The following is a 19,605-nucleotide window of genomic DNA, read 5'->3' as shown; positions in this document are numbered from 1 at the left end:
GTCCTTCTTCTATTATAAACTATTTTTGGTTATAAAAAATGGGCGCTCACAAAACGAGCAAACCCATTTCAATTATTTATTGTCTTCTTTAGTAGCTGCAACTTCTTCTTTAGCTTGTCCAGAATTCTTCATGTAGTGAATTATAAATGTTGCTCCAAATGCTACAACTAAAATAATAAAGAATAGTGTATGACTAATCTCAATCTCGATTAAAGACAGTAACATTTTCGATGCAATAATTAAGATTAAAATGTATGCTGTCGTTTCAAGCTCTGGAATACGCTCTAACAATTTCAAGAATACACCGGCAATACCACGCATCATTAAAATACCTAGCATTCCGCCTAATAATAAAATCCAAACTTCATTAGATACACCAAATGCAGCAAGTACACTATCTACAGAGAATGCGATATCCATTAATTCGACCATTGCAACTGTTCCCCAGAAGACACCGAACATTCTGAAGAAAATACTGTTTTGGTTCATACCATGAGCTTCCTCTTCTTCACCTGCACCTTTACGCTTATCAATAAAGTATTTTACTGATAACCAAGCAAGGTAAAGTGCACCAAGAAGTTTTACCCACCATAATTTAATTAAGAACATTCCAATTCCAATTGCAATAAAGCGGAATATATAAGCTCCAATAAGTCCATAGAATAATGCTTTTTTACGTTTATCTTCAGGAAGGTGTTTTACCATTACTGCTAACACAAGTGCGTTATCAGCAGATAACAACCCTTCAAGTACAACAAGTGTACCAATTAATCCCCAAGATACTGGATCTTGCAACACTTTAATCCACATGTCCAAGTCGAAAAACTGAGCATACGTATCAAGGATTCCTTGCAAAATACTCATCTTACCTTTATCCCCTATTCTTTGCTAGATTTATAGAAAGGTCAAAAAAAGGAAACGAATATCGTTTCCTTTCTATGCATCCAAGCCATACGCTCTTACAAGCGCACCTAAACCACCTTGGAATCCACTTCCTACTGCATTAAACTTCCACTGTCCATTATGACGGTATAATTCACAAAAGACAACTGCTGTTTCGATGGAGAAATCTTCCCCTAAGTCAAAACGAAGAACTTCTTCACTCGTTTCTTCATTCGCTAAACGAACAAACGCATTTCCTACTTGCCCAAAGTTTTGACTACGGCCTTCTGCATCATAAATCGTAACTGTAATAGCAATTCTGTGCACATCTGCTGGAACTTTCTTCAAGTCCACAACAAGTTGCTCATCGTCACCTTCACCTTCACCTGTACGGTTATCTCCTGTATGTAAAACAGATCCACAAGGAGACTGTAAATTATTATAGAAGATAAAATCAGTTTCCTTCGTACATTTTCCGTTTGCATCTAATAAAAAGGCAGATGCATCTAAATCGAAATCAGCTCCACCGTCATAAGATTTAATATCCCATCCAAGACCAATTACTGCTTTTGTTAAACCAGGGCTTGTCTTACCTAAATCGATTTTCTGGCCTTTTTGTAATTGAATAACCATCTATATTCACCTCTATATGTTTATCTTTAAAAATATATCCATCAGTAAACATACATTTCACCAATGGATATATAAATCAAATCTATTACTCTACATCTAAACCAAAGTTATTACATAGAGACGCTAATCCACCTTGGAATCCACTTCCGATTGCATTGAATTTCCAGTCACCTGCATGACGATATAATTCACCTACTACTACGGCTGTTTCAATAGAGAAATCTTCTCCTAAATCGTAACGAATTAATTCTGCATTCTTTTCTTCATCTAAAATACGTACGAAAGAATTAGAAACTTGTCCGAAGTTTTGGCTACGGCCTTCTCCATCATAAATTGTAATTGTGAAACAAATACGTTCGATGTGAGCAGGAACATTTTTCAAATCTACTTTAATCGCTTCGTCATCGCCTTCACCTTCACCAGTGCGGTTATCTCCTAAATGCTCTACAGCACCATTCGCACCTTTTGGATTATTATAGAAGACGAAATCCTCTGCACCTGAAACTTTACCGTTAGCACCTACTAAGAAAATACTAACATCTAAATCGAAATCGTTTTGTCCATCATAACGATTCGTGTCCCAACCAAGTCCTACAAGAACTTTCGAAAGACCTGGATTCGTTTTTGTTAAGTCTACCTTTTGTCCCTTTTTCAATGAAATTGATGCCATATACAATTCCTCCTCGGTTATTTTATTGATAACGTGATACAATCTCACTTAAGTTTTTATCTTGCGTGCCTTCTCCAACTGCTGAAAACTTCCATTCACTTCCGTGACGATACATTTCACCTGCAATTAGAGTTGTTTTGCCAGCATAATTATCCGATAAATTATAGCGTGCTAATTCTTCACCAGTTTGCGGGTTTTGAATACGAATATATGCATTACGAATCATCCCGAAATCTTGACGACGATTTACACAGTCATAAATATTTACAACGAATACTAAACGATTAATACGGCTCGGAACTTTATGTAATTCTACGAAAATTGTTTCGTCATCACCAGCGCCTTCACCTGTTAAATTATCTCCTGAATGAATAATACTACCACAAGTAGAAAGTTTATTTCCGAAGTAAACTAAATCATTTTTGTTTAAAAAACGATCTCCTTCTAACATAACAACAGATGCATCACAATCTACATTTGGTTTACTTCCAAATAATGAAGACAGAAATCCACCTGATTGCCCAATTGGATCCCAGCCTAAGCCAACCTGTAGTTTTGCTACTTTTGGTTGTCCTTTCGTTAAATCGATCTTTTGACCTTTTTCTAAAATAATAGGCATGAAGTTTCTCCCTTTCTACAAAGCATTTTCCAAATCGGAAAATATTGTATTCTTCTCTTATATTGTAGCATTATTTACCTAGCGATAAAAAGGATAAATTCTCAGTTATATGAAAACATTCATATAATTTACTTATGATGATGTAAGAAGTGGTAAATAGCACCAATCATTCCTGCACAATTACCGTTTTGCGCAAGTTCAATCTCACAATTATTATAAATCTCTTGATTTAAGTATTTACTGATCTCTTCTTTTACTTCTTTTAAAAACTCATTTCCTCTATCGGTAATTCCTCCACCAATAATAATCGTTTCTGGATTAAAAATATAAGCAAGATTACTAATTCCGATTGCCAAATGTTTAAAAAAAATCCCAACTGCTTGAGCAACTTCTCTATCTCCTTTATCATACAACTCGAAAATTCTTTTCCCATTCCACTCGCCTTTGCCTTTATATTTTCTTACAAGCCGAATTAATCCTGAAATCGAAGCAACCTCTTCAAACGTTTTTCCTTCTATTAGCATATTCCCCCATTCACCAGCACTAAATGAATGTCCTCGGTACAATTCTTCATCTATAAAAATTGCCCCCCCAATCCCTGTTCCAATGGTGAGCATAATAAAGTTATCTTTCTCTCTTCCACTACCATTCCACTTTTCTCCAAACGCTGCACAATTCACATCATTGTCAATCGATACTGGAACTTTTAATATCTCTTGCAATCTATCAATAATAGGAATCGTACTATATCCCGGAATATGATCCGCACCTCCCGTCACAATTCCTTTATTAATATCAACAATTCCCGTAGTGCTAATACCAATTCCTGCAATAGTATGTTCATTCATTATTTTTTGGGATACATATATAAGTTTTTGAATAATTTGTTCTCCGCCTAAATGAATTTCTGTTGCAACTGTTTTACGCTTTAATACTCTCCCTATTTCTGAAACAATACCATACTTAATTTGCGTACCGCCAATATCAAACGCTATATACTCTTTCATCTGCTGCCACTTCCTCTACCGTTATGAATGTAAATTCTCCCCCTCTACTATTTGTAGAAAATCTACATTAACTCTTTTCTGCTTTGACAAATACACCACCTTTTTCTATATATAGTTTTTTTTGCATAAAACTCTTTTTCCTAAGAAATATTACAAAGGGATGTATTGATGGAATATTAATTTCTTAGGAGGAAAACCATGACGAAAATCTTCATTTTAGCATCAACACTCTCTTTATCTTTTTTTAGCGGTTTAAATATCGGTAATGCTGCAACTGAAAACTTCCAACCATTAACAAACGCTATTGTACAAAATAGCGATCATTTTGCAGAAGGAAACTCAAAGGATAATAATAAACCTCCAGGAAATAACGGTTCTCAGGACGATAGTGGTTCTGGTGACAATGGTTCCGGCGGTAACGGTTCTGGTGGCAGTGGCTCTGGTGGCAATGGTTCCGGCGGTAACGGTTCTGATGGCAGTGGTTCCGGCGGTAATGGTTCTGGTGGCAGTGGTTCTGATGGCAATGGTTCCGGCGGTAATGGTTCTGGTGGTAGCAGCTCTGACGACAATGGTTCCGGCGGTAACGGTTCTGGTGGCAGTGGCTCTGACGGCAATGGTTCCGGCGGTAACGGTTCTGGTGGCAGTGGCTCTGACGGCAATGGTTCCGGCGGTAACGGTTCTGGTGGCAGTGGCTCTCAAGGTGGTAATGGCTCTCAAGGTGGCAATGGCTCTCAAGGTGGTAATGGCTCTCAAGGTGGCAATGGCTCTCAAGGTGGTAATGGCTCTCAAGGTGGCAATGGCTCTCAAGGTGGCAATGGCTCTCAAGGTGGTAATGGCTCTCAAGGTGGCAATGGCTCTCAAGGTGGTAATGGCTCTCAAGGTGGCAATCGTGTTAAAGGCGATAACAATTCTCAGGAGGGCAACGGTTCTCAAGGGGATAATGTAAAAGATAATACAAAAAAACAAGGTGATAAATTACCTAATACTGCAACGCATTACCCTATATCTATTTTAATGGGTCTTTCAACATTCTTAATTGGTATGTTACTGTTTATTCGTCGTAAAAACGTAAAATAAGAGCAACATCCTTCCATCTAAAGAATACATGAAATACTGTATAAAACTAAAAAGGACTTTGGATTATATTTTATTATGCAGCCCAAAGTCCTTTTTATCACCTATCAGAAAAAGTATTAATACGCTTTTCCCCAATACACCATTTGTTTAGCTTCTTTACCACAACAAATACATTCTTCAGCTAAATGTTCTTGCTCAAAAGGCATACAGCGAGAAGATACTCCAACTTCTTCTTTTAGTTTCTCTTCACAAGCTAATTCCCCGCACCACATCGCTTTAATAAATCCTTGCTTTTCGTCAGCTATTTTTTTCATCTCTTCGAAATTTGTCGCAACATACGTATTCTCATCGCGAAATGCTTTTGCTTTATTAAATAAAGCAATATGAATTTCTTCAAGTAATGCTGGAATACGTTCTTCTAATTGATCCATTGGTACAAACTCTTTTTCCTTCGTATCTCTTCTTACAAGTACAACTTGATTCTTTTCAATATCTTTAGGGCCAACTTCTAATCGAATTGGAATCCCCTTCATTTCATACTCATTAAATTTCCAGCCTGGTGTTTTATTACTAGCATCTATTTTTACTCGTGCAACCTTTTGAATATGTGCTTGTAACTCTGTTGCTTTTGCTAAAACTCCTTCTTTATGCTGAGCAATCGGTACAATAACAACTTGCACTGGAGCGACTTTTGGTGGCATTACAAGTCCATTATTATCACTATGAACCATTATTAGCCCGCCTATCATTCTTGTTGATACACCCCAAGATGTTTGGTGCACATATTGCCACTTACCGTTACGATCTAAAAACTTAATATCAAATGCTTCTGAGAAATTCGTCCCAAAGTTATGAGAGGTTCCTGTTTGAAGTGCTTTTCCATCATGCATTAAACTTTCAATTGTATAAGTTGCCTTTGCTCCAGCAAACTTCTCTTTTTCTGTTTTTTGTCCTTTAATAACTGGTATTGCTAAATAATCCTCACAGAAAGAAGCATATAAGTTTAAAATATTTAATGTTTCAGCCTGCGATTCTTCTGCCGTTTCATGGATTGTATGACCCTCTTGCCATAAAAATTCAGTCGTACGAAGGAACGGCCTAGTTGTCTTCTCCCAACGAACTACTGAGCACCACTGATTATATAACTTTGGCAAATCATTATAGGATTGCACAATTTTTGAAAAATGCTCACAGAATAAAGTTTCAGATGTAGGACGTACACAAAGTCTTTCCGCTAACTTTTCATCTCCACCATGCGTAACCCATGCTACTTCAGGAGCAAATCCTTCAACATGATCCTTCTCTTTTTGCAATAAACTCTCTGGGATAAACATTGGCATATATACATTTTCATGGCCAGTTTCTTTTAACTTCTCATCCATCACCTTCTGCATATTCTCCCATAAGGCATAACCATACGGACGTAAAATCATGCACCCTTTTACACTTGAATAATCAACAAGTTCGGCTTTTTTTACAATATCGGTATACCACTGCGCAAAGTTCTCTTCCATCTTCGTAATGGCTTGCACTTGTTCTTTTGCCATAGTCAGTCTTCCTCCTTCTAGAAAATACAAAAAAGCCCGCGTCCCTAAATAGGGACCGAGCTTTGCCGGCGTTACCACCCTGATTCATGCACAAAAATTGCGCATGCTCTCTTTTTGATAACGGGAAATTCCCGCTGCATATGCAGAACTCAAAGGCAGGTTCCATATTGCCTTTTTAAGAATCTTTCAGCCTGGCGGATTCTCTCTCTGCTAAAAAGGTTGAACATGTACTAGTCCTTTTTCATCGTTATAACGAAATAAATTTGTTGATTATCATAATACAAATTCTTTTTTAAAACAATAGCTAATTTTCTTATTATTATATATTCTTTTCATTTTTTGCAGTTTTATACGTAGCTTTTCCGCGTAATTTTCACAAGTTGATGTGCAATCATACCGATAAGTGTACCAAGTAGGACGAAGAAACCAATAAATCCATATCCCATTCCTTCCCACCCACCAATAACCATCATTGTAACGGGAAAGGACGCTAAGCAAAGAAGTATTAAACTAAGTGCAAATATAATATCGAACTGTTTGTCTGGAAACCGTTTCTTTAGTAAATATGAAATAGCAAATACAAGGATAATCGTGATTCCACCAATGATGTAAAAGATACCAAATCCATCTAACCAATCCATAGTGTTTCCTCCTTCCATAGATTCCCTTATACTTAATTATATGTTTAATTTTTCTGAAAATAAATAATAAATTTTCACCTAAAAATATATTTTTATTACTAGGTATTAATAGTAATATATAAGAATAGGTTTTATATAATCAGGAGGGAACTTTATGGATAAAGCATTAACAAACCATGTCATTATTTTATCATTCGACTGTTTATCAGCTTTAGATTTTCCTATACTACAAAAACTACCTCATTTCCAATCTCTAATAAAAAAGGGCACGGTTGTCGAAAAAGTAGAACCAATTTATCCTTCTGTAACATATCCAAGCCACTCAACAATCGTAACCGGTAATTACCCTAACAAGCACGGTGTTGTTAGCAATACGTTACTTCAACCAGGGCGTGAATCACCTGATTGGCATTGGTACCGAAAATCAATAAAAGGAACAACATTGTATGATGAAGCGCGCAAAGCAAATTTAACGACAGCCGCCCTTCTATGGCCTGTTACTGGAAGAGCGAACATCGATTACAATTTACCAGAAATTTTCCCCAATAGACCTTGGCAAAATCAAGTGTTAGTTTCCTTATTTAGCGGTAGCCCACTATACCAATTAGATTTAAATCGTCGTTTCGGCCATATAAGAAATGGTTTATCACAACCAGAGCTGGATGATTTCGTCCTCGCCTCTGCTGTGCATACAATCCAGACGAAAAAGCCTAATGTCATGTTTGTACATTTCACCGATCTAGACACCCAAAGACACTATCACGGCTTTGAATCTAACGAAACAATAGCTGCTATCCAGAGACATGACGAACGTCTAGGGAAAATTATTCAAGCACTAAAAGAAAGTGACCTATACGAAGAAAGTACAATTATTGCCCTTGGTGATCATAGCGCTTTAAGTGAAAACAAATCCATCCAATTAAATGTGCTATTCCATCAAAGAGGACTTATATCTCTTAATAAAAAAGGAAAATTAGTAGACTGGAAAGCCTATTGCCAAAGTTGCGACGGCTCTGCCTATGTATATGTAAAGGACAAAAATGATACGGATACAATTCGGGAGGTACAACTACTCCTTGAAGACCTACTTCAAAATAAACAAAACGGAATTGAATTTATACTTCATGATGAAGCTGCGAAAGACTGCGGTGCAGACGGTAATTGTTTATTCATGTTAGAAGCACGAGAAGGGTATTATTTCACTGAAAACTATACAGGAGATTTCATAAAAGAAATTACCGAAAAAGATGTTACGCCTAGTAAAAAATATACATTTGGTACGCATGGATACTCTCCAACAAAACCTAACTATGAAACAATTTTTATCGCTGCCGGAAAAGGCATAAAAAGTGGTGTGACAATCCCATATATGAGACTTATTGATGAAGGTCCAACTATCGCTAGACTACTAGGTTTACACTTAGGTGAAACAGACGGAGCAATTGTAGAGGATTTACTCCAATTGTAAAGAACTGTGTATATATGTAAAAGTTATGTAAAATTCATCACTGTTTCTCTTTTTATAATTTTTATTTTTGTACACTGTTAGTAAAACAAATTTAAGGGGGAACATTATATGAAAAAAATGTCCAGACAAGAAAAAAGCTGGATATTATACGATTGGGCGAACTCTGTATACTCGCTCGTCATTACAACTGCATTATTTCCAATTTACTTTAAAGCAGCTGCAAAAGAAGCTGGACTATCTGGGGCAACTTCAACAGCATATTGGGGATATGCAAACTCATTCGCAACACTTTTAATTTCTATACTTGCCCCTATTCTCGGCACAGTTGCTGATTATAAAGGATTTAAAAAACGATTTTTCACATTCTTCTTTGGACTTGGTATCGTATTTACAAGTATGTTAGCAATTGTTCCAACCTCTCAGTGGTACTTATTGCTAGGGTGCTATATGCTCGCCTTAATCGGCTTTGCTGGAGCAAACATTTTCTATGATGCATTTTTAGTGGACGTCACTTCTGAAGATAGAATGGACCGAATTTCTACAAGAGGATTTGCATTAGGTTATATCGGGAGTACAATTCCTTTTATCGGTTGTATCGCTCTTATTATTCTTTCTCAAAAAGGAACTATTCCCTTATCGGTCGGCATTGCTAGTCAAATTTCCTTTGCGATAACAGCTCTTTGGTGGGGGTTATTTACAATTCCAATGCTAAAAAACGTAGAGCAAACACACTATATTGAGCGTCATCCAAGACCTATTAGAATGAGCTTCAAACGTCTTGCTGATACTTTTAAAAATATTAAAGAATATAAAACTGTATTTATGTTTCTAATCGCTTACTTTTTCTATATTGACGGAGTCGATACAATTATTACTATGTCTACCGCTTACGGAACCGATCTCGGTATTAGTGCAACGAATCTATTAATCATATTATTTGTAACACAAATTGTCGCTTGTCCATTTGCTTTACTATACGGAAAATTATCTGAAACATTTACTGGCAAAAAAATGTTATATGTCGGTATCATTATTTATATCATTATTTGCACATATGCTTATTTCTTAAAAACGACACTTGATTTTTGGATTTTAGCAATGCTAGTTGCTACATCTCAAGGTGGTATTCAAGCACTAAGTCGTTCATACTTTGCAAAACTAGTACCAAAAGAATCTGCTAATGAATTCTTCGGATTTTATAATATATTTGGTAAGTTCGCCGCAATTATGGGTCCGGTATTAGTCGGTGTTACAACGCAATTAACAGGAAAAACAAACGCTGGTGTTCTTAGTATTATTGTTCTGTTTATTATCGGAGGATTCTTACTAACTAGAGTTCCAGAAAATAATACATCCGTTACACCACCTAGTCCAAAGACTAAAACGCTATAAGAAAAGATCCTCTTCTCATAAGAAGAGGATCTTTTTTATTTTTAAAGGTGCGCCTTATAACGAACGACTCTACTGCTTGTACAAAAATAATTTATCAACAGTTGTCCCTAATACTTCAGCTAAACGGAATGCTAACGCTAAACTTGGATCATATTTATTATTCTCAATTGCATTTATCGTTTGTCTAGAAACCTTACATTTATCAGCTAATGCGCCTTGTGAAATATTATTTTCAGTGCGTAATTCATGGATTTGATTTTTCACACCATTGCTCCTAATCTGTAAAATTATTTTTACAACATCAGTATATAATTGGCTCATATAGTTGTCAAAAGTTCCTCAAAGAAAAAGAGAGCAATTTTGCTCCCTTACAATAGTTATTTCGAAACTAACGAATTTGTTAGTGCCTCTTTATTAGCAACATCTTCTTTTTTTATTTGCATGCGTAGAACTGGCCCTATCGCTAATAAAATAAGTGCCATTGCTATACAAAACACAGTAACTAGTGAAGTTAGTTCCTTTAATCCTCCAGCTAGTGAAGTTCCAATTAGCATTGCCCCCATAAACAGTGGTAAAATCGTCCCATTTACTCTTCCAACCATATTTTCTGGTACAAGTTGAATCATAAGTGTACCGATAACGATATTAACACAAGCTAAACAAATACCTGTTCCAAATCTCATGAAACTAGTAATCCAAAATGATGTAGATAGCCCTTCTACTAAAAATGACATCGCTAATATACCCATACCAAATACAAACATCTTTTTCGGATTCACTTTTGAAGCGAAAACTGCAGCAACAATACCACCGAGTAACATACCTATTCCGTCAGCTGCCGCTAAATATTGAACAGCTTCTTTTTCCATGCCTAAACGTTCAATTACAAGGAATACTTCTAATGGATTCGTTAATCCAACAGCTAAACCCATAATTGTAAAAGTGATCGTAATCATACGTAAATTTTTCGTATGAAGAACATACTTCCAACCTTCTTTTATATCATTTTTTAATGAGTCTCTCGCCACCTGCTCTTTTTCAACCCATTTTGGTAAGAATGAAAGGGCGATAGCTGATAACAAAAATAAAATGATTAAGCTATATAGTGACATAAATAAACCAAGTTGTGTATACACAAGCGATCCTACCACTGGTCCAAAAATCAGAAATAATGACTGTAATGTTTGGTTAAATGCAATCGCATTTGCTACCTCTTCTTCTTTTACATAGCGCTTAAATATACGCGAAGATGAGGGCTGAGAAAACTGACCTACAATCGCGGAAATGAGTGTTGCAAAAAATATAGCCTGCCAATAATCCATTTTTAACAACAAGACAATTCCTATAATAGACAGTACACTTAATACATCTCCAGCGACCATTGTTCTTTTCGGATTCCAGCGATCAGCTAGCGCACCACCGATAAACGAGAAAATAAAAATAGGTGCATATTCCATAACTGATAACAACGAAACAGAAACTGGATCATTATTCGTTCGCTCCATTATAAAATACAAAAGAGCCATATTTCTGATCCAAATTGCAAATTGTTGTAAAATATCAGACGCCATAACGAGCATAAATGCTCGGTTTTTAAATAAAGCGTTCATTTTCATTCCCCTTTCACAAACCGACCGTTCGGTCTAATTTATTTTGTAAGAAAAGCAACTGACCTATTATTCAGCTGCCATTCCTTTTAACAATACATCTATTGCCTTTTTATAAATACGTTTCAGCTCTTTATAATCTAATTCGTAGTAAAGCACTCCAAGTCCTGATAATAATCCGTTTACAATATACATAAGATCACGAGTATTATCTACACGGAACTCTCCAGACTGTATACCTACTTCAATTAATTTCTCAAACATAACATATGATTCTCTAGTTAAAGCTAACAGTTCATCCAGAATCTCTTTACTTACAACTTGGCTCATAGAGAATTCCTCTATTGCATTTGAAATTGGTTGCTGTATGTCCTCTACATGATATTCCGCGAGACCATATAGTTTTTCAGTACTAGTGCTATACAACTTCTCTTTTTCATTCCATTTTTCAATCCAATCATACGTATGCTGTTTCACTACAAATAAAAATAATTCTTCTTTACTTTTAAAGTGATAATAAATACTTCCTTTACTTCGCTCTGTAATTTCACAAATCTCTTCCATAGATGTAGCTGCGTAGCCCTTCTGTGAAAATAGACTTTCTGCTTTATATGCAATTTCTTTCTTTATCTCTTCTGCGCTTCTTCTCATATTCACACCTCTTTAAACCGACCGTTCAGTCTAATAATAACAAATCAAAAACCTCTATCGCAAGAGGCTATATTCCTTATTTAAGAAAACGTACTTTCAAACCAAGTTCGAATCATATGTATGGTTCCAAATTTAAATGCTAATTTAACAAGAAATACGCCTCCCGCAGCTAATAAAAATAACACTACTTTCCCCTTATTTTTCACTTTCGGTTCCCTTTTCATTTCCATTCCCCTTAGTATGTTAAAAATATTAAACAAACGTTTGTTTAACTGTGTTTATGCATATGTAAGCCGACTAATCAAACGTTTGTTTAAAAAGAAATACGCCTAATATAAGGCGCATTTTTATCAATCACCACCGCCACCGCAGCTTCCTCCGCTATCTCCCCCAAAAGATCCTCCACAATCATGTGAGCCGCCATCATGCGAGCTATCATTATCAGATCCAGCAAAGAAAAATAATGGTGATGAGCTGTTAGATGAATTATGAATGTTATTTTGTTTTGTAAGATTTACCTTCTTCTTGTTCGATCGAACTGCTGTTACGATTGTTCCAACTACAACAAATAATAGTATGACAATAATAAATTCCATTTAAAAGCCTCCCTTATTCCTCAAATAATTGAATGGTTCTCTCCAGATTTTCAAGTGAAATGAAGCGTGATTCACGAAGAATTTCTTTGCCATTATGAAATAATAAAATTGTTGGCCCTGTAAATACTCCATATCGCCCCGCAATCTCTTGCATGTCTTGTAGTAATATCTCTATTTTCTCTACGTAATCATAATTCTCTAATACGCAATTTACTTTTCTTAGCATAACATCACAAACACCACAATTTTCCGTTTTAATAAACAGAAGTACCAATTGTTGTTCTTCGATATAGGTCGCTAATTCTTCTATCGTTTTAAATGTATTCATCTTATCCCTCTTAACGTAATTTACGAAATACTTTGTCTTGATACATACGAAAAGCTGAACTATCTTTAATCTTTCTCTTTTCCATTACCTGCTGAAAACGCAGAGTTTTTGCTGTTAACTCTTCTCGTAATTTCTTTCTCTCTTCTTCATCATAACAGCAAGCAATTAGATCTTCTATTTTTAATATATCTTTTTGTAGTTCCATTTCTGGTGGAATCATTCCCGCATTTTTTAAAATTTTATAACTCATTCTAAGTTCTGGAGGTACCATTGAAAGATCTTCTAATTGTAGTGGTTTTCCTTTTCCCGGAATATAATCAAGATCACCATTCCGTATTGCTTGTCGAATTTTTTCTTCAGCAATGTTCAAAAACACATCCACACTATTCCCTCCTTTACATATTTTTACTATTATTTTACATGATATTTCCTTATCTTTCTACGTCTTTAATAATTGGCTCCATACAATTTTTTCTCAAATTTATTTATAATGAGCTTTTTCCTCCCATACCGATTTTTCGTTTTCATATATAGTTTGTATTCAAGCCTTTTTGTATTGAGAAAGTCTTTTTCAACTTAATAAAGCGTTTACACTAAATCTTACATTTGTTACGATTTAATCACCCCAGCTCCCTTGTATAGACTTCGTGATGTCTGATCATTTTATCTAGACGTTTCACACGTCTAGATTCATTTTGATTTATTGGCGTATGCCTTTAAATATATCTTTTATTTTGAAAGGAGAAATGGCTATGAGGTCTCAAAAATTCACACTGCTATTACTATCCCTACTACTTTTCTTACCTCTTTTTCTCACAAATTTTATTACTCCAAATCTCGCATTAGCAGATTCACCAAAGCAAAGTAAAAAAATTGTTGGGTACTTTCCTTCGTGGGGCGTTTACGGACGTAATTATCAAGTTGCTGACATTGATGCATCAAAACTTACTCACCTTAACTATGCTTTCGCGGATATTTGTTGGAATGGAAAACATGGAAACCCTTCTACTCATCCTGATAATCCAAATAAACAAACGTGGAACTGTAAAGAATCTGGTGTACCATTGCAAAATAAAGAGGTTCCTAATGGTACTCTCGTACTCGGGGAACCATGGGCTGATGTTACCAAATCGTATCCTGGCTCAGGGACAACTTGGGAAGATTGCGATAAATATGCCCGTTGCGGAAATTTCGGTGAACTAAAACGATTAAAAGCTAAATATCCTCACTTAAAAACAATTATTTCCGTTGGTGGCTGGACTTGGTCTAACCGCTTTTCTGATATGGCCGCTGATGAAAAAACAAGAAAAGTATTTGCTGACTCTACAGTAGCTTTTCTTCGCGCATATGGGTTTGATGGCGTAGATTTAGACTGGGAATATCCGGGCGTTGAAACGATTCCTGGTGGTAGTTACCGTCCTGAAGATAAGCAAAATTTCACTCTCCTTCTTCAAGACGTCCGAAATGCTTTGAATAAAGCAGGTGCTGAAGATGGCAAACAATATTTACTAACAATCGCTTCAGGCGCAAGCCAACGCTACGCTGATCATACAGAGCTAAAGAAAATTTCTCAAATACTCGATTGGATTAATATTATGACATATGATTTCCACGGCGGATGGGAAGCTACTTCTAATCATAATGCAGCTCTATATAAGGATCCAAATGACCCAGCAGCAAATACGAATTTTTACGTAGATGGTGCTATAAATGTTTATACAAATGAAGGTGTTCCAGTCGATAAACTAGTATTAGGCGTACCCTTTTACGGACGTGGCTGGAAAAGTTGTGGCAAAGAAAATAACGGACAATATCAACCTTGCAAACCAGGTAGTGATGGGAAACTTGCTTCTAAAGGTACTTGGGATGATTATTCTACCGGTGACACGGGTGTGTATGATTACGGTGATTTAGCAGCCAATTACGTTAATAAAAATGGTTTTGTACGCTACTGGAATGACACAGCTAAAGTACCTTATTTATATAATGCAACTACAGGCACATTTATTAGCTACGATGACAATGAATCTATGAAATACAAAACAGACTATATAAAGACGAAAGGTTTAAGTGGAGCAATGTTTTGGGAACTAAGCGGAGATTGCCGCACAAGTCCAAAATATAGTTGTAGTGGTCCAAAATTACTTGATACGCTAGTAAAAGAATTACTTGGTGGACCTATTAGTCAAAAAGATACTGAGCCACCAACGAATGTTAAAAACATTGTAGTTACGAATAAAAATTCAAACTCAGTTCAATTAAACTGGACTGCATCTACTGATAACGTAGGAGTTACGGAATATGAAATTACTGCTGGAGAAGAGAAATGGAGTACAACAACAAATAGCATTACAATTAAAAACTTAAAACCTAATACGGAATACACATTTTCAGTAATTGCCAAAGATGCTGCTGGAAATAAATCACAACCTACCGCTTTTACTGTCAAAACAGATGAAGCTAATACAACACCTCCTGATGGAAATGGTACTGCTACATTTTCAGTCACTTCGAATTGGGGCAGTGGTTATAACTTCTCGATTATAATTAAAAATAATGGAACGACTCCTATTAAAAATTGGAAATTAGAATTTGATTATAGCGGCAATTTAACACAAGTTTGGGATTCTAAAATTAGTAGTAAAACAAATAATCATTATGTAATTACGAACACAGGATGGAATGGTGAAATTCCTCCTGGTGGATCTATTACAATTGGCGGTGCAGGAACAGGTAATCCTGCCGAACTTTTAAATGCCGTCATTAGCGAAAACTAGACGTAATATCCATTAATTACTTCACTAAAGTTTGAATTTAGGTTTGAGTAATACCTCCTAAATTCAAACTTTTAATTTTACGGAAAATCAAATTATAATAATAACTTATTATAATTATATTAAGTTTATTACATTCATTTTATAATATGAAGTTTATATGAAGTTCATTTGAATTTTACATGAATTCCCTTTAATTTCTATTGTCTTCCTATAATATCCATATTATTCTTTACATATAGGAATTATTTTCATTCCACTTTGAACTATCTATATATATAAAGAAAGATAGTCACCTGTTAGGGAAAGGCTTTCGTATTATTATAAATATAACAAAAGAAAAAGCACGCTTATAAGCGCACCATAAGAGTGCTTCTTCATACAATTCTCATGTAAGAGTTCTCGAAAATCATGTTAATCACAAAGAAAAGGCATTAGCTCATAAAAGCTAATGCCTTTTCTTTATTCATATTGTTGAGTATTCCATTCTTCTATATTTCATACTTTTGTTATCCACGATTCATAGAAAGAAGGTTCATGTGAGACAATTAAAACCGTTCCTTTGTATTGTTGTAACGCTTCCTGTAAAGCCATCTTAGTTTCTACATCCAAATGATTAGTCCGTTCGTCTAAAATTAAAACATCAGCTTTTTCTATTTTTTCATATAAGGAGCTAACACACTTAAAATCTCTTCTTTATCCTTTTTTAATTCGAGTGATGTTAACATATCCATCGTTCTCGGTCTAGGTAATTTCACTTGTACCTCACCAACTATTGACGCTGGTCTTTGAGATAAAATAAATACGCGATCTGAAAGCAAGATTGCCTCATCTAAGTCATGTGTAACCATAATGATTGTTTGCTTCTCTTGATGCCAAGAGTTTAAAAGCCAGCTATGTACTTCCATTTTTGTAAATGCATCTAACTTTCCAAAAGGCTCATCAAGCAGCATAATTGGCTTTTCACATAAATATGTGCGCAGAAAACTAATTCTTTGACGCATACCACCAGACAATTCATCTGGATAATGGTCTGCATATTCATCTAGTTCGAACTGCTTTAATGCTTCCATTCCTTCTGTCAGCCTTTGCTTTTTCGGCTTTCCTTCAATTTCTAACGGAAGAACGATATTTTGCAAAGCTGATCGCCACGGTAGTAATAAATCTTGTTGTGGCATATAACTAACAACATCTTGCTCTTGTACTTGCTTATCTTTATACGTTACGTTCCCGCTTGTTGGTTTTTCAACATTTGCAATCATGTTTAATAATGTGCTTTTCCCGCAACCACTCGGTCCTACAAAGGAAACAAACTCTCCCTCTTGTATAGAGGCACTAATATTCTCTAATACATTCTTTCCGTCGAAAGATTTCACTATATTTTTTATTTGTAATCCGCTCATTTTTCACTTGGAAGGAATTCATTTGTAAAAGCATCTTTTACATCGATTTTCTTTTTAATAACTTTGTTGTCATATAAGAAATTCATGTAATTCGTCCAAATTTCTTCCTTCTGTACTCCCCATGCTTTAGCATCATCTTGATACTTCGTACTTAACCATTTTTGGCTTTCTTGAACTAAATCTTTATTCACATCTGGAACAGCTTTAATTAAAATATCAGCAGCCTCTTTCGGTTCCTTAATTGCAAAATTATAACCTTCTGTCGTTGCACTCATAAACTTTTTCACAAAGTCTTTATCTTGCTTCGTATGTTTTTCACTCGTAATAATAACAGGACTATAGAAATCAAGCGCTGGATCTAAGTCCTTCACCATAATCGTATTTAACTCTTTTCCTTGACGCTTCGCTTCAATACCATCCCATCCGTAATAAATCCATTCAAAGTCTGCATCACGGCCAATTGATTTAAAGAAATCGGTTTGTCCTAAGATGATTTTTTCAACTTTATTAAAATCAGCTTGATGTTTATCCATAATCGTCTTTAATGTCGCTTCTTCTGCTGGTCCTCCCCAGCCGCCGTAACGTTTACCTTCAAAATCTTTCGGGGACGTCATATTGTCTTTCTTAAGCGATGCAAACGCTGAAGTGTTATGCTGAATAATCGCTCCTACAGATACAACAGGAATTCCTTCTACACGAGCTAACGTTACATTTTCTTGTGCGCTTATTGCGAAGTCTGCTTTTCCTGATGCTATCATTTGCTCTGCTGTTACATTGTCACCTGGTTGAATAATTTCTACATCTAATCCTTGCTTTTTGTAATAATCTTTCGTTTGCGCTACATACAAGCCAGTATGATTCGTATTTGGAAACCAATCTAATACTACTTTTACTTTTTGATCTTTACTTGCACTTTCTTCTTTCTTCGCCGGATTACATCCAGCCACACCTACCGCTACTAAGGCAGCTAACATAACTTTCAAACCTTTTTTCATTTTCTGCCGTCCTTTCTATATATCCATGGTGCTGTTATTCTTGCCATAAACTCTACGATAAAATACAGGAATAATGTCACTATAACGATGATTGCTGCAACACCAAATACTCGGGCAGTCAAAAAGGATTTTGTAGCCCTCGTAAGCATAACGCCTAATCCTTCACTTGCACCGAGCCATTCTCCGATAATTGCCCCCATTACGCTATATGTAACTGCAATTTTTAAACCTGAGAAAAAGTATGGAAGCACTGCTGGAAATTTTACTTTCTGGTAAACTTGCCATTTTGTCGCCTTCATTGTTTGTAACAGTTTCAGCATGTTTTTATCTACTGTTTGAAAACCTTCTAAAATACTAAGCGCAATTGGGAAGAAACAAACGAGTATTACGACCATTACTTTCGGTAACATCCCATATCCAAACCAAATAATAAATAGCGGTGCAAGTACAACAATTGGAATTGTTTGCGAAATAACGAGCAATGGATTTATTAAAATACGAAATAACGGTATAACGTCCATAATAATTGCGATGCTCGTCCCCAATAAAATTGCAAAGAATAGTCCAATTATAACTTCCTGCAGTGTTTGCATCGTATTTGGTAATAGTAAATCTTTCATCCCAATTAATTCTTGAACAATGGCAGAAGGCTTTGGTAAAATCCACGGTTCGATTTTAAATAATGAAACAGATCCTTCCCATATCGCAATGAGAAGGATAAGCCAAATAGTTGTAATAAGTTTAGATTGCTTCTGGTTTTGCATATTCATCACGGTACTTCCAAACCTTTTCATCTATCGTTACACCAGTGCTTGGACGATAATGGATTTTAATAGAAGTAATCACTTCTTCTGCTCCAGCGTCGACGCAAGCTTGTTGCGCACGTTTAACGACATCAAGAAGTACATCTAATTCTCCTTCCAAAGTTGTTTCCATTGCCCCTACTTCATAACGAACTCCCGATTGTTGCACAACTTCAATTGCTTTATCGACAACAGAATATACATCTTTCGTTTTCGCTTGTGGTACTACTGAAAATGACATTGTAACTTGTTGTGACATAATAAAATCCCCCTTATAAAATTAAATTTCAAAAATAAGAAAAGGCTTTCCTACTGCGTAGGAAAGCCTTGTATGCAAGTTATTACAGAATAACATATGCTACATCACTTTAAGTAACTCCCTACGCTGGCATTATCCAGATCAGGTTGAGGGTCGATGTTTACTTACATCCTCTCAGCCAATTGGCTCCCCGGTCCTTAATTCGTTTTCATTGTAGCATGATTTATTTTATTGAACAAACAAAAGCATGCAT

General features: G+C 35.7%; 22 protein-coding genes, 1 pseudogene, 1 riboswitch and 1 other annotated feature. Of the genes and pseudogenes, 4 read left to right on the top strand and 19 right to left on the bottom strand.

Going from position 1 to position 19,605, the window contains the following annotated elements:
- Positions 1-72: 72 nt before the first annotated feature.
- The 5 genes from NST86_RS02270 to NST86_RS02250 form a co-directional block, all read right to left on the bottom strand.
- Positions 73-864 carry a TerC family protein gene (locus NST86_RS02270; protein ID WP_086423814.1) on the bottom strand — a complete coding sequence of 264 codons (792 nt, stop codon included), beginning with the start codon at positions 862-864 and terminating at the stop codon, positions 73-75.
- A 72-nt stretch (positions 865-936) separates the two neighbouring features.
- On the bottom strand, positions 937-1,515 hold the full coding sequence (locus tag NST86_RS02265; protein WP_000236643.1) for a TerD family protein: 579 nt from the start codon (positions 1,513-1,515) through the stop codon (positions 937-939).
- An 85-nt stretch (positions 1,516-1,600) separates the two neighbouring features.
- Positions 1,601-2,185: a TerD family protein gene (locus NST86_RS02260; RefSeq protein WP_000146726.1), complete on the bottom strand. Its 585-nt coding sequence runs from the start codon at positions 2,183-2,185 to the stop codon at positions 1,601-1,603.
- Positions 2,186-2,207: 22 nt separating this feature from the next.
- Positions 2,208-2,804 carry a TerD family protein gene (locus NST86_RS02255; protein ID WP_001121586.1) on the bottom strand — a complete coding sequence of 199 codons (597 nt, stop codon included), beginning with the start codon at positions 2,802-2,804 and terminating at the stop codon, positions 2,208-2,210.
- Positions 2,805-2,932: 128 nt separating this feature from the next.
- A complete protein-coding gene (locus NST86_RS02250; RefSeq protein WP_086423815.1) occupies positions 2,933-3,811 on the bottom strand; it encodes an ROK family protein in 879 nt (292 codons plus the stop codon).
- Positions 3,812-4,009: 198 nt separating this feature from the next.
- Here NST86_RS02250 and NST86_RS02245 point away from each other — a divergent pair, with 198 nt between their 5' ends.
- Positions 4,010-4,888, top strand: a complete 879-nt coding sequence (locus NST86_RS02245; RefSeq protein WP_340933069.1) for an LPXTG cell wall anchor domain-containing protein — start codon at positions 4,010-4,012, stop codon at positions 4,886-4,888.
- A 116-nt stretch (positions 4,889-5,004) separates the two neighbouring features.
- Here NST86_RS02245 and proS read toward each other — a convergent pair whose 3' ends face one another.
- Together proS and NST86_RS02235 are read right to left on the bottom strand one after the other, a co-directional pair.
- A complete protein-coding gene (proS, locus tag NST86_RS02240; protein ID WP_227593380.1) occupies positions 5,005-6,435 on the bottom strand; it encodes a proline--tRNA ligase in 1,431 nt (476 codons plus the stop codon).
- Positions 6,436-6,482: 47 nt separating this feature from the next.
- Positions 6,483-6,689, bottom strand: a binding site (T-box leader).
- Between the two features lie 93 nt (positions 6,690-6,782).
- Positions 6,783-7,076 (bottom strand): YesK-like family protein, encoded by a 294-nt coding sequence (locus NST86_RS02235; RefSeq protein ID WP_000383853.1) that lies wholly within the window; start codon positions 7,074-7,076, stop codon positions 6,783-6,785.
- Between the two features lie 154 nt (positions 7,077-7,230).
- On the opposite strand from NST86_RS02235, the gene NST86_RS02230 reads away from it, so the two are divergent.
- The gene (locus NST86_RS02230; protein WP_000356413.1) at positions 7,231-8,544 is read left to right on the top strand and encodes an alkaline phosphatase family protein; all 1,314 of its coding nucleotides are present in this window, start codon (positions 7,231-7,233) and stop codon (positions 8,542-8,544) included.
- Between the two features lie 108 nt (positions 8,545-8,652).
- Positions 8,653-9,936, top strand: a complete 1,284-nt coding sequence (locus tag NST86_RS02225; protein WP_044795638.1) for an MFS transporter — start codon at positions 8,653-8,655, stop codon at positions 9,934-9,936.
- A gap of 69 nt (positions 9,937-10,005) precedes the next feature.
- On the opposite strand, the gene NST86_RS02220 is transcribed toward NST86_RS02225, so the two are convergent.
- From NST86_RS02220 to NST86_RS02190, 7 genes are all read right to left on the bottom strand, one after another.
- Entirely contained in the window at positions 10,006-10,257 is a 252-nt protein-coding gene (locus NST86_RS02220) for a helix-turn-helix transcriptional regulator (RefSeq protein ID WP_080119155.1), read from the bottom strand.
- 56 nt (positions 10,258-10,313) lie between these two features.
- Positions 10,314-11,546 carry an MFS transporter gene (locus NST86_RS02215; protein ID WP_086423817.1) on the bottom strand — a complete coding sequence of 411 codons (1,233 nt, stop codon included), beginning with the start codon at positions 11,544-11,546 and terminating at the stop codon, positions 10,314-10,316.
- Between the two features lie 66 nt (positions 11,547-11,612).
- Complete coding sequence (locus NST86_RS02210) at positions 11,613-12,194, bottom strand: TetR/AcrR family transcriptional regulator (RefSeq protein WP_086423818.1); 582 nt, start codon at positions 12,192-12,194, stop codon at positions 11,613-11,615.
- Positions 12,195-12,274: 80 nt separating this feature from the next.
- Entirely contained in the window at positions 12,275-12,418 is a 144-nt protein-coding gene (locus NST86_RS02205) for a hypothetical protein (RefSeq protein ID WP_000817981.1), read from the bottom strand.
- A gap of 126 nt (positions 12,419-12,544) precedes the next feature.
- A complete protein-coding gene (locus tag NST86_RS02200) occupies positions 12,545-12,790 on the bottom strand; it encodes a hypothetical protein (RefSeq protein ID WP_000394369.1) in 246 nt (81 codons plus the stop codon).
- A 13-nt stretch (positions 12,791-12,803) separates the two neighbouring features.
- Positions 12,804-13,118 carry a thioredoxin family protein gene (locus NST86_RS02195; protein WP_001091336.1) on the bottom strand — a complete coding sequence of 105 codons (315 nt, stop codon included), beginning with the start codon at positions 13,116-13,118 and terminating at the stop codon, positions 12,804-12,806.
- Between the two features lie 10 nt (positions 13,119-13,128).
- On the bottom strand, positions 13,129-13,500 hold the full coding sequence (locus NST86_RS02190) for a DnaJ family domain-containing protein (RefSeq protein ID WP_000382367.1): 372 nt from the start codon (positions 13,498-13,500) through the stop codon (positions 13,129-13,131).
- Between the two features lie 370 nt (positions 13,501-13,870).
- Here NST86_RS02190 and NST86_RS02185 point away from each other — a divergent pair, with 370 nt between their 5' ends.
- A complete protein-coding gene (locus NST86_RS02185) occupies positions 13,871-15,895 on the top strand; it encodes a glycosyl hydrolase family 18 protein (RefSeq protein ID WP_201144907.1) in 2,025 nt (674 codons plus the stop codon).
- 495 nt (positions 15,896-16,390) lie between these two features.
- Here the strand turns inward: NST86_RS02185 and NST86_RS02180 are convergent.
- From NST86_RS02180 to NST86_RS02160, 5 genes and pseudogenes are all read right to left on the bottom strand, one after another.
- Positions 16,391-16,549, bottom strand: a pseudogene (locus NST86_RS02180) (ABC transporter ATP-binding protein); the annotation flags it as partial.
- Entirely contained in the window at positions 16,546-17,295 is a 750-nt protein-coding gene (locus tag NST86_RS02175) for an ABC transporter ATP-binding protein (RefSeq protein WP_000016081.1), read from the bottom strand. The pseudogene NST86_RS02180 and the gene NST86_RS02175, both read right to left, overlap by 4 nt.
- The gene (locus NST86_RS02170) at positions 17,292-18,290 is read right to left on the bottom strand and encodes an ABC transporter substrate-binding protein (RefSeq protein ID WP_000715573.1); all 999 of its coding nucleotides are present in this window, start codon (positions 18,288-18,290) and stop codon (positions 17,292-17,294) included. Before NST86_RS02170 ends, NST86_RS02175 begins: the two co-directional genes overlap by 4 nt.
- On the bottom strand, positions 18,287-19,060 hold the full coding sequence (locus NST86_RS02165) for an ABC transporter permease (protein WP_001057165.1): 774 nt from the start codon (positions 19,058-19,060) through the stop codon (positions 18,287-18,289). The genes NST86_RS02170 and NST86_RS02165 overlap by 4 nt, the downstream gene beginning before the upstream one ends.
- Complete coding sequence (locus NST86_RS02160; protein WP_000082906.1) at positions 19,032-19,352, bottom strand: MTH1187 family thiamine-binding protein; 321 nt, start codon at positions 19,350-19,352, stop codon at positions 19,032-19,034. The genes NST86_RS02165 and NST86_RS02160 overlap by 29 nt, the downstream gene beginning before the upstream one ends.
- A gap of 101 nt (positions 19,353-19,453) precedes the next feature.
- Positions 19,454-19,555, bottom strand: a riboswitch (TPP riboswitch).
- Positions 19,556-19,605 lie beyond the last annotated feature (50 nt).

This window comes from Bacillus sp. FSL L8-0199, assembly GCF_038005705.1.
Taxonomy (GTDB): domain Bacteria; phylum Bacillota; class Bacilli; order Bacillales; family Bacillaceae_G; genus Bacillus_A; species Bacillus_A cereus.
Note: the sequence above shows the minus strand (reverse complement) of the source record. Positions and strands in the feature narration are given on the sequence as shown.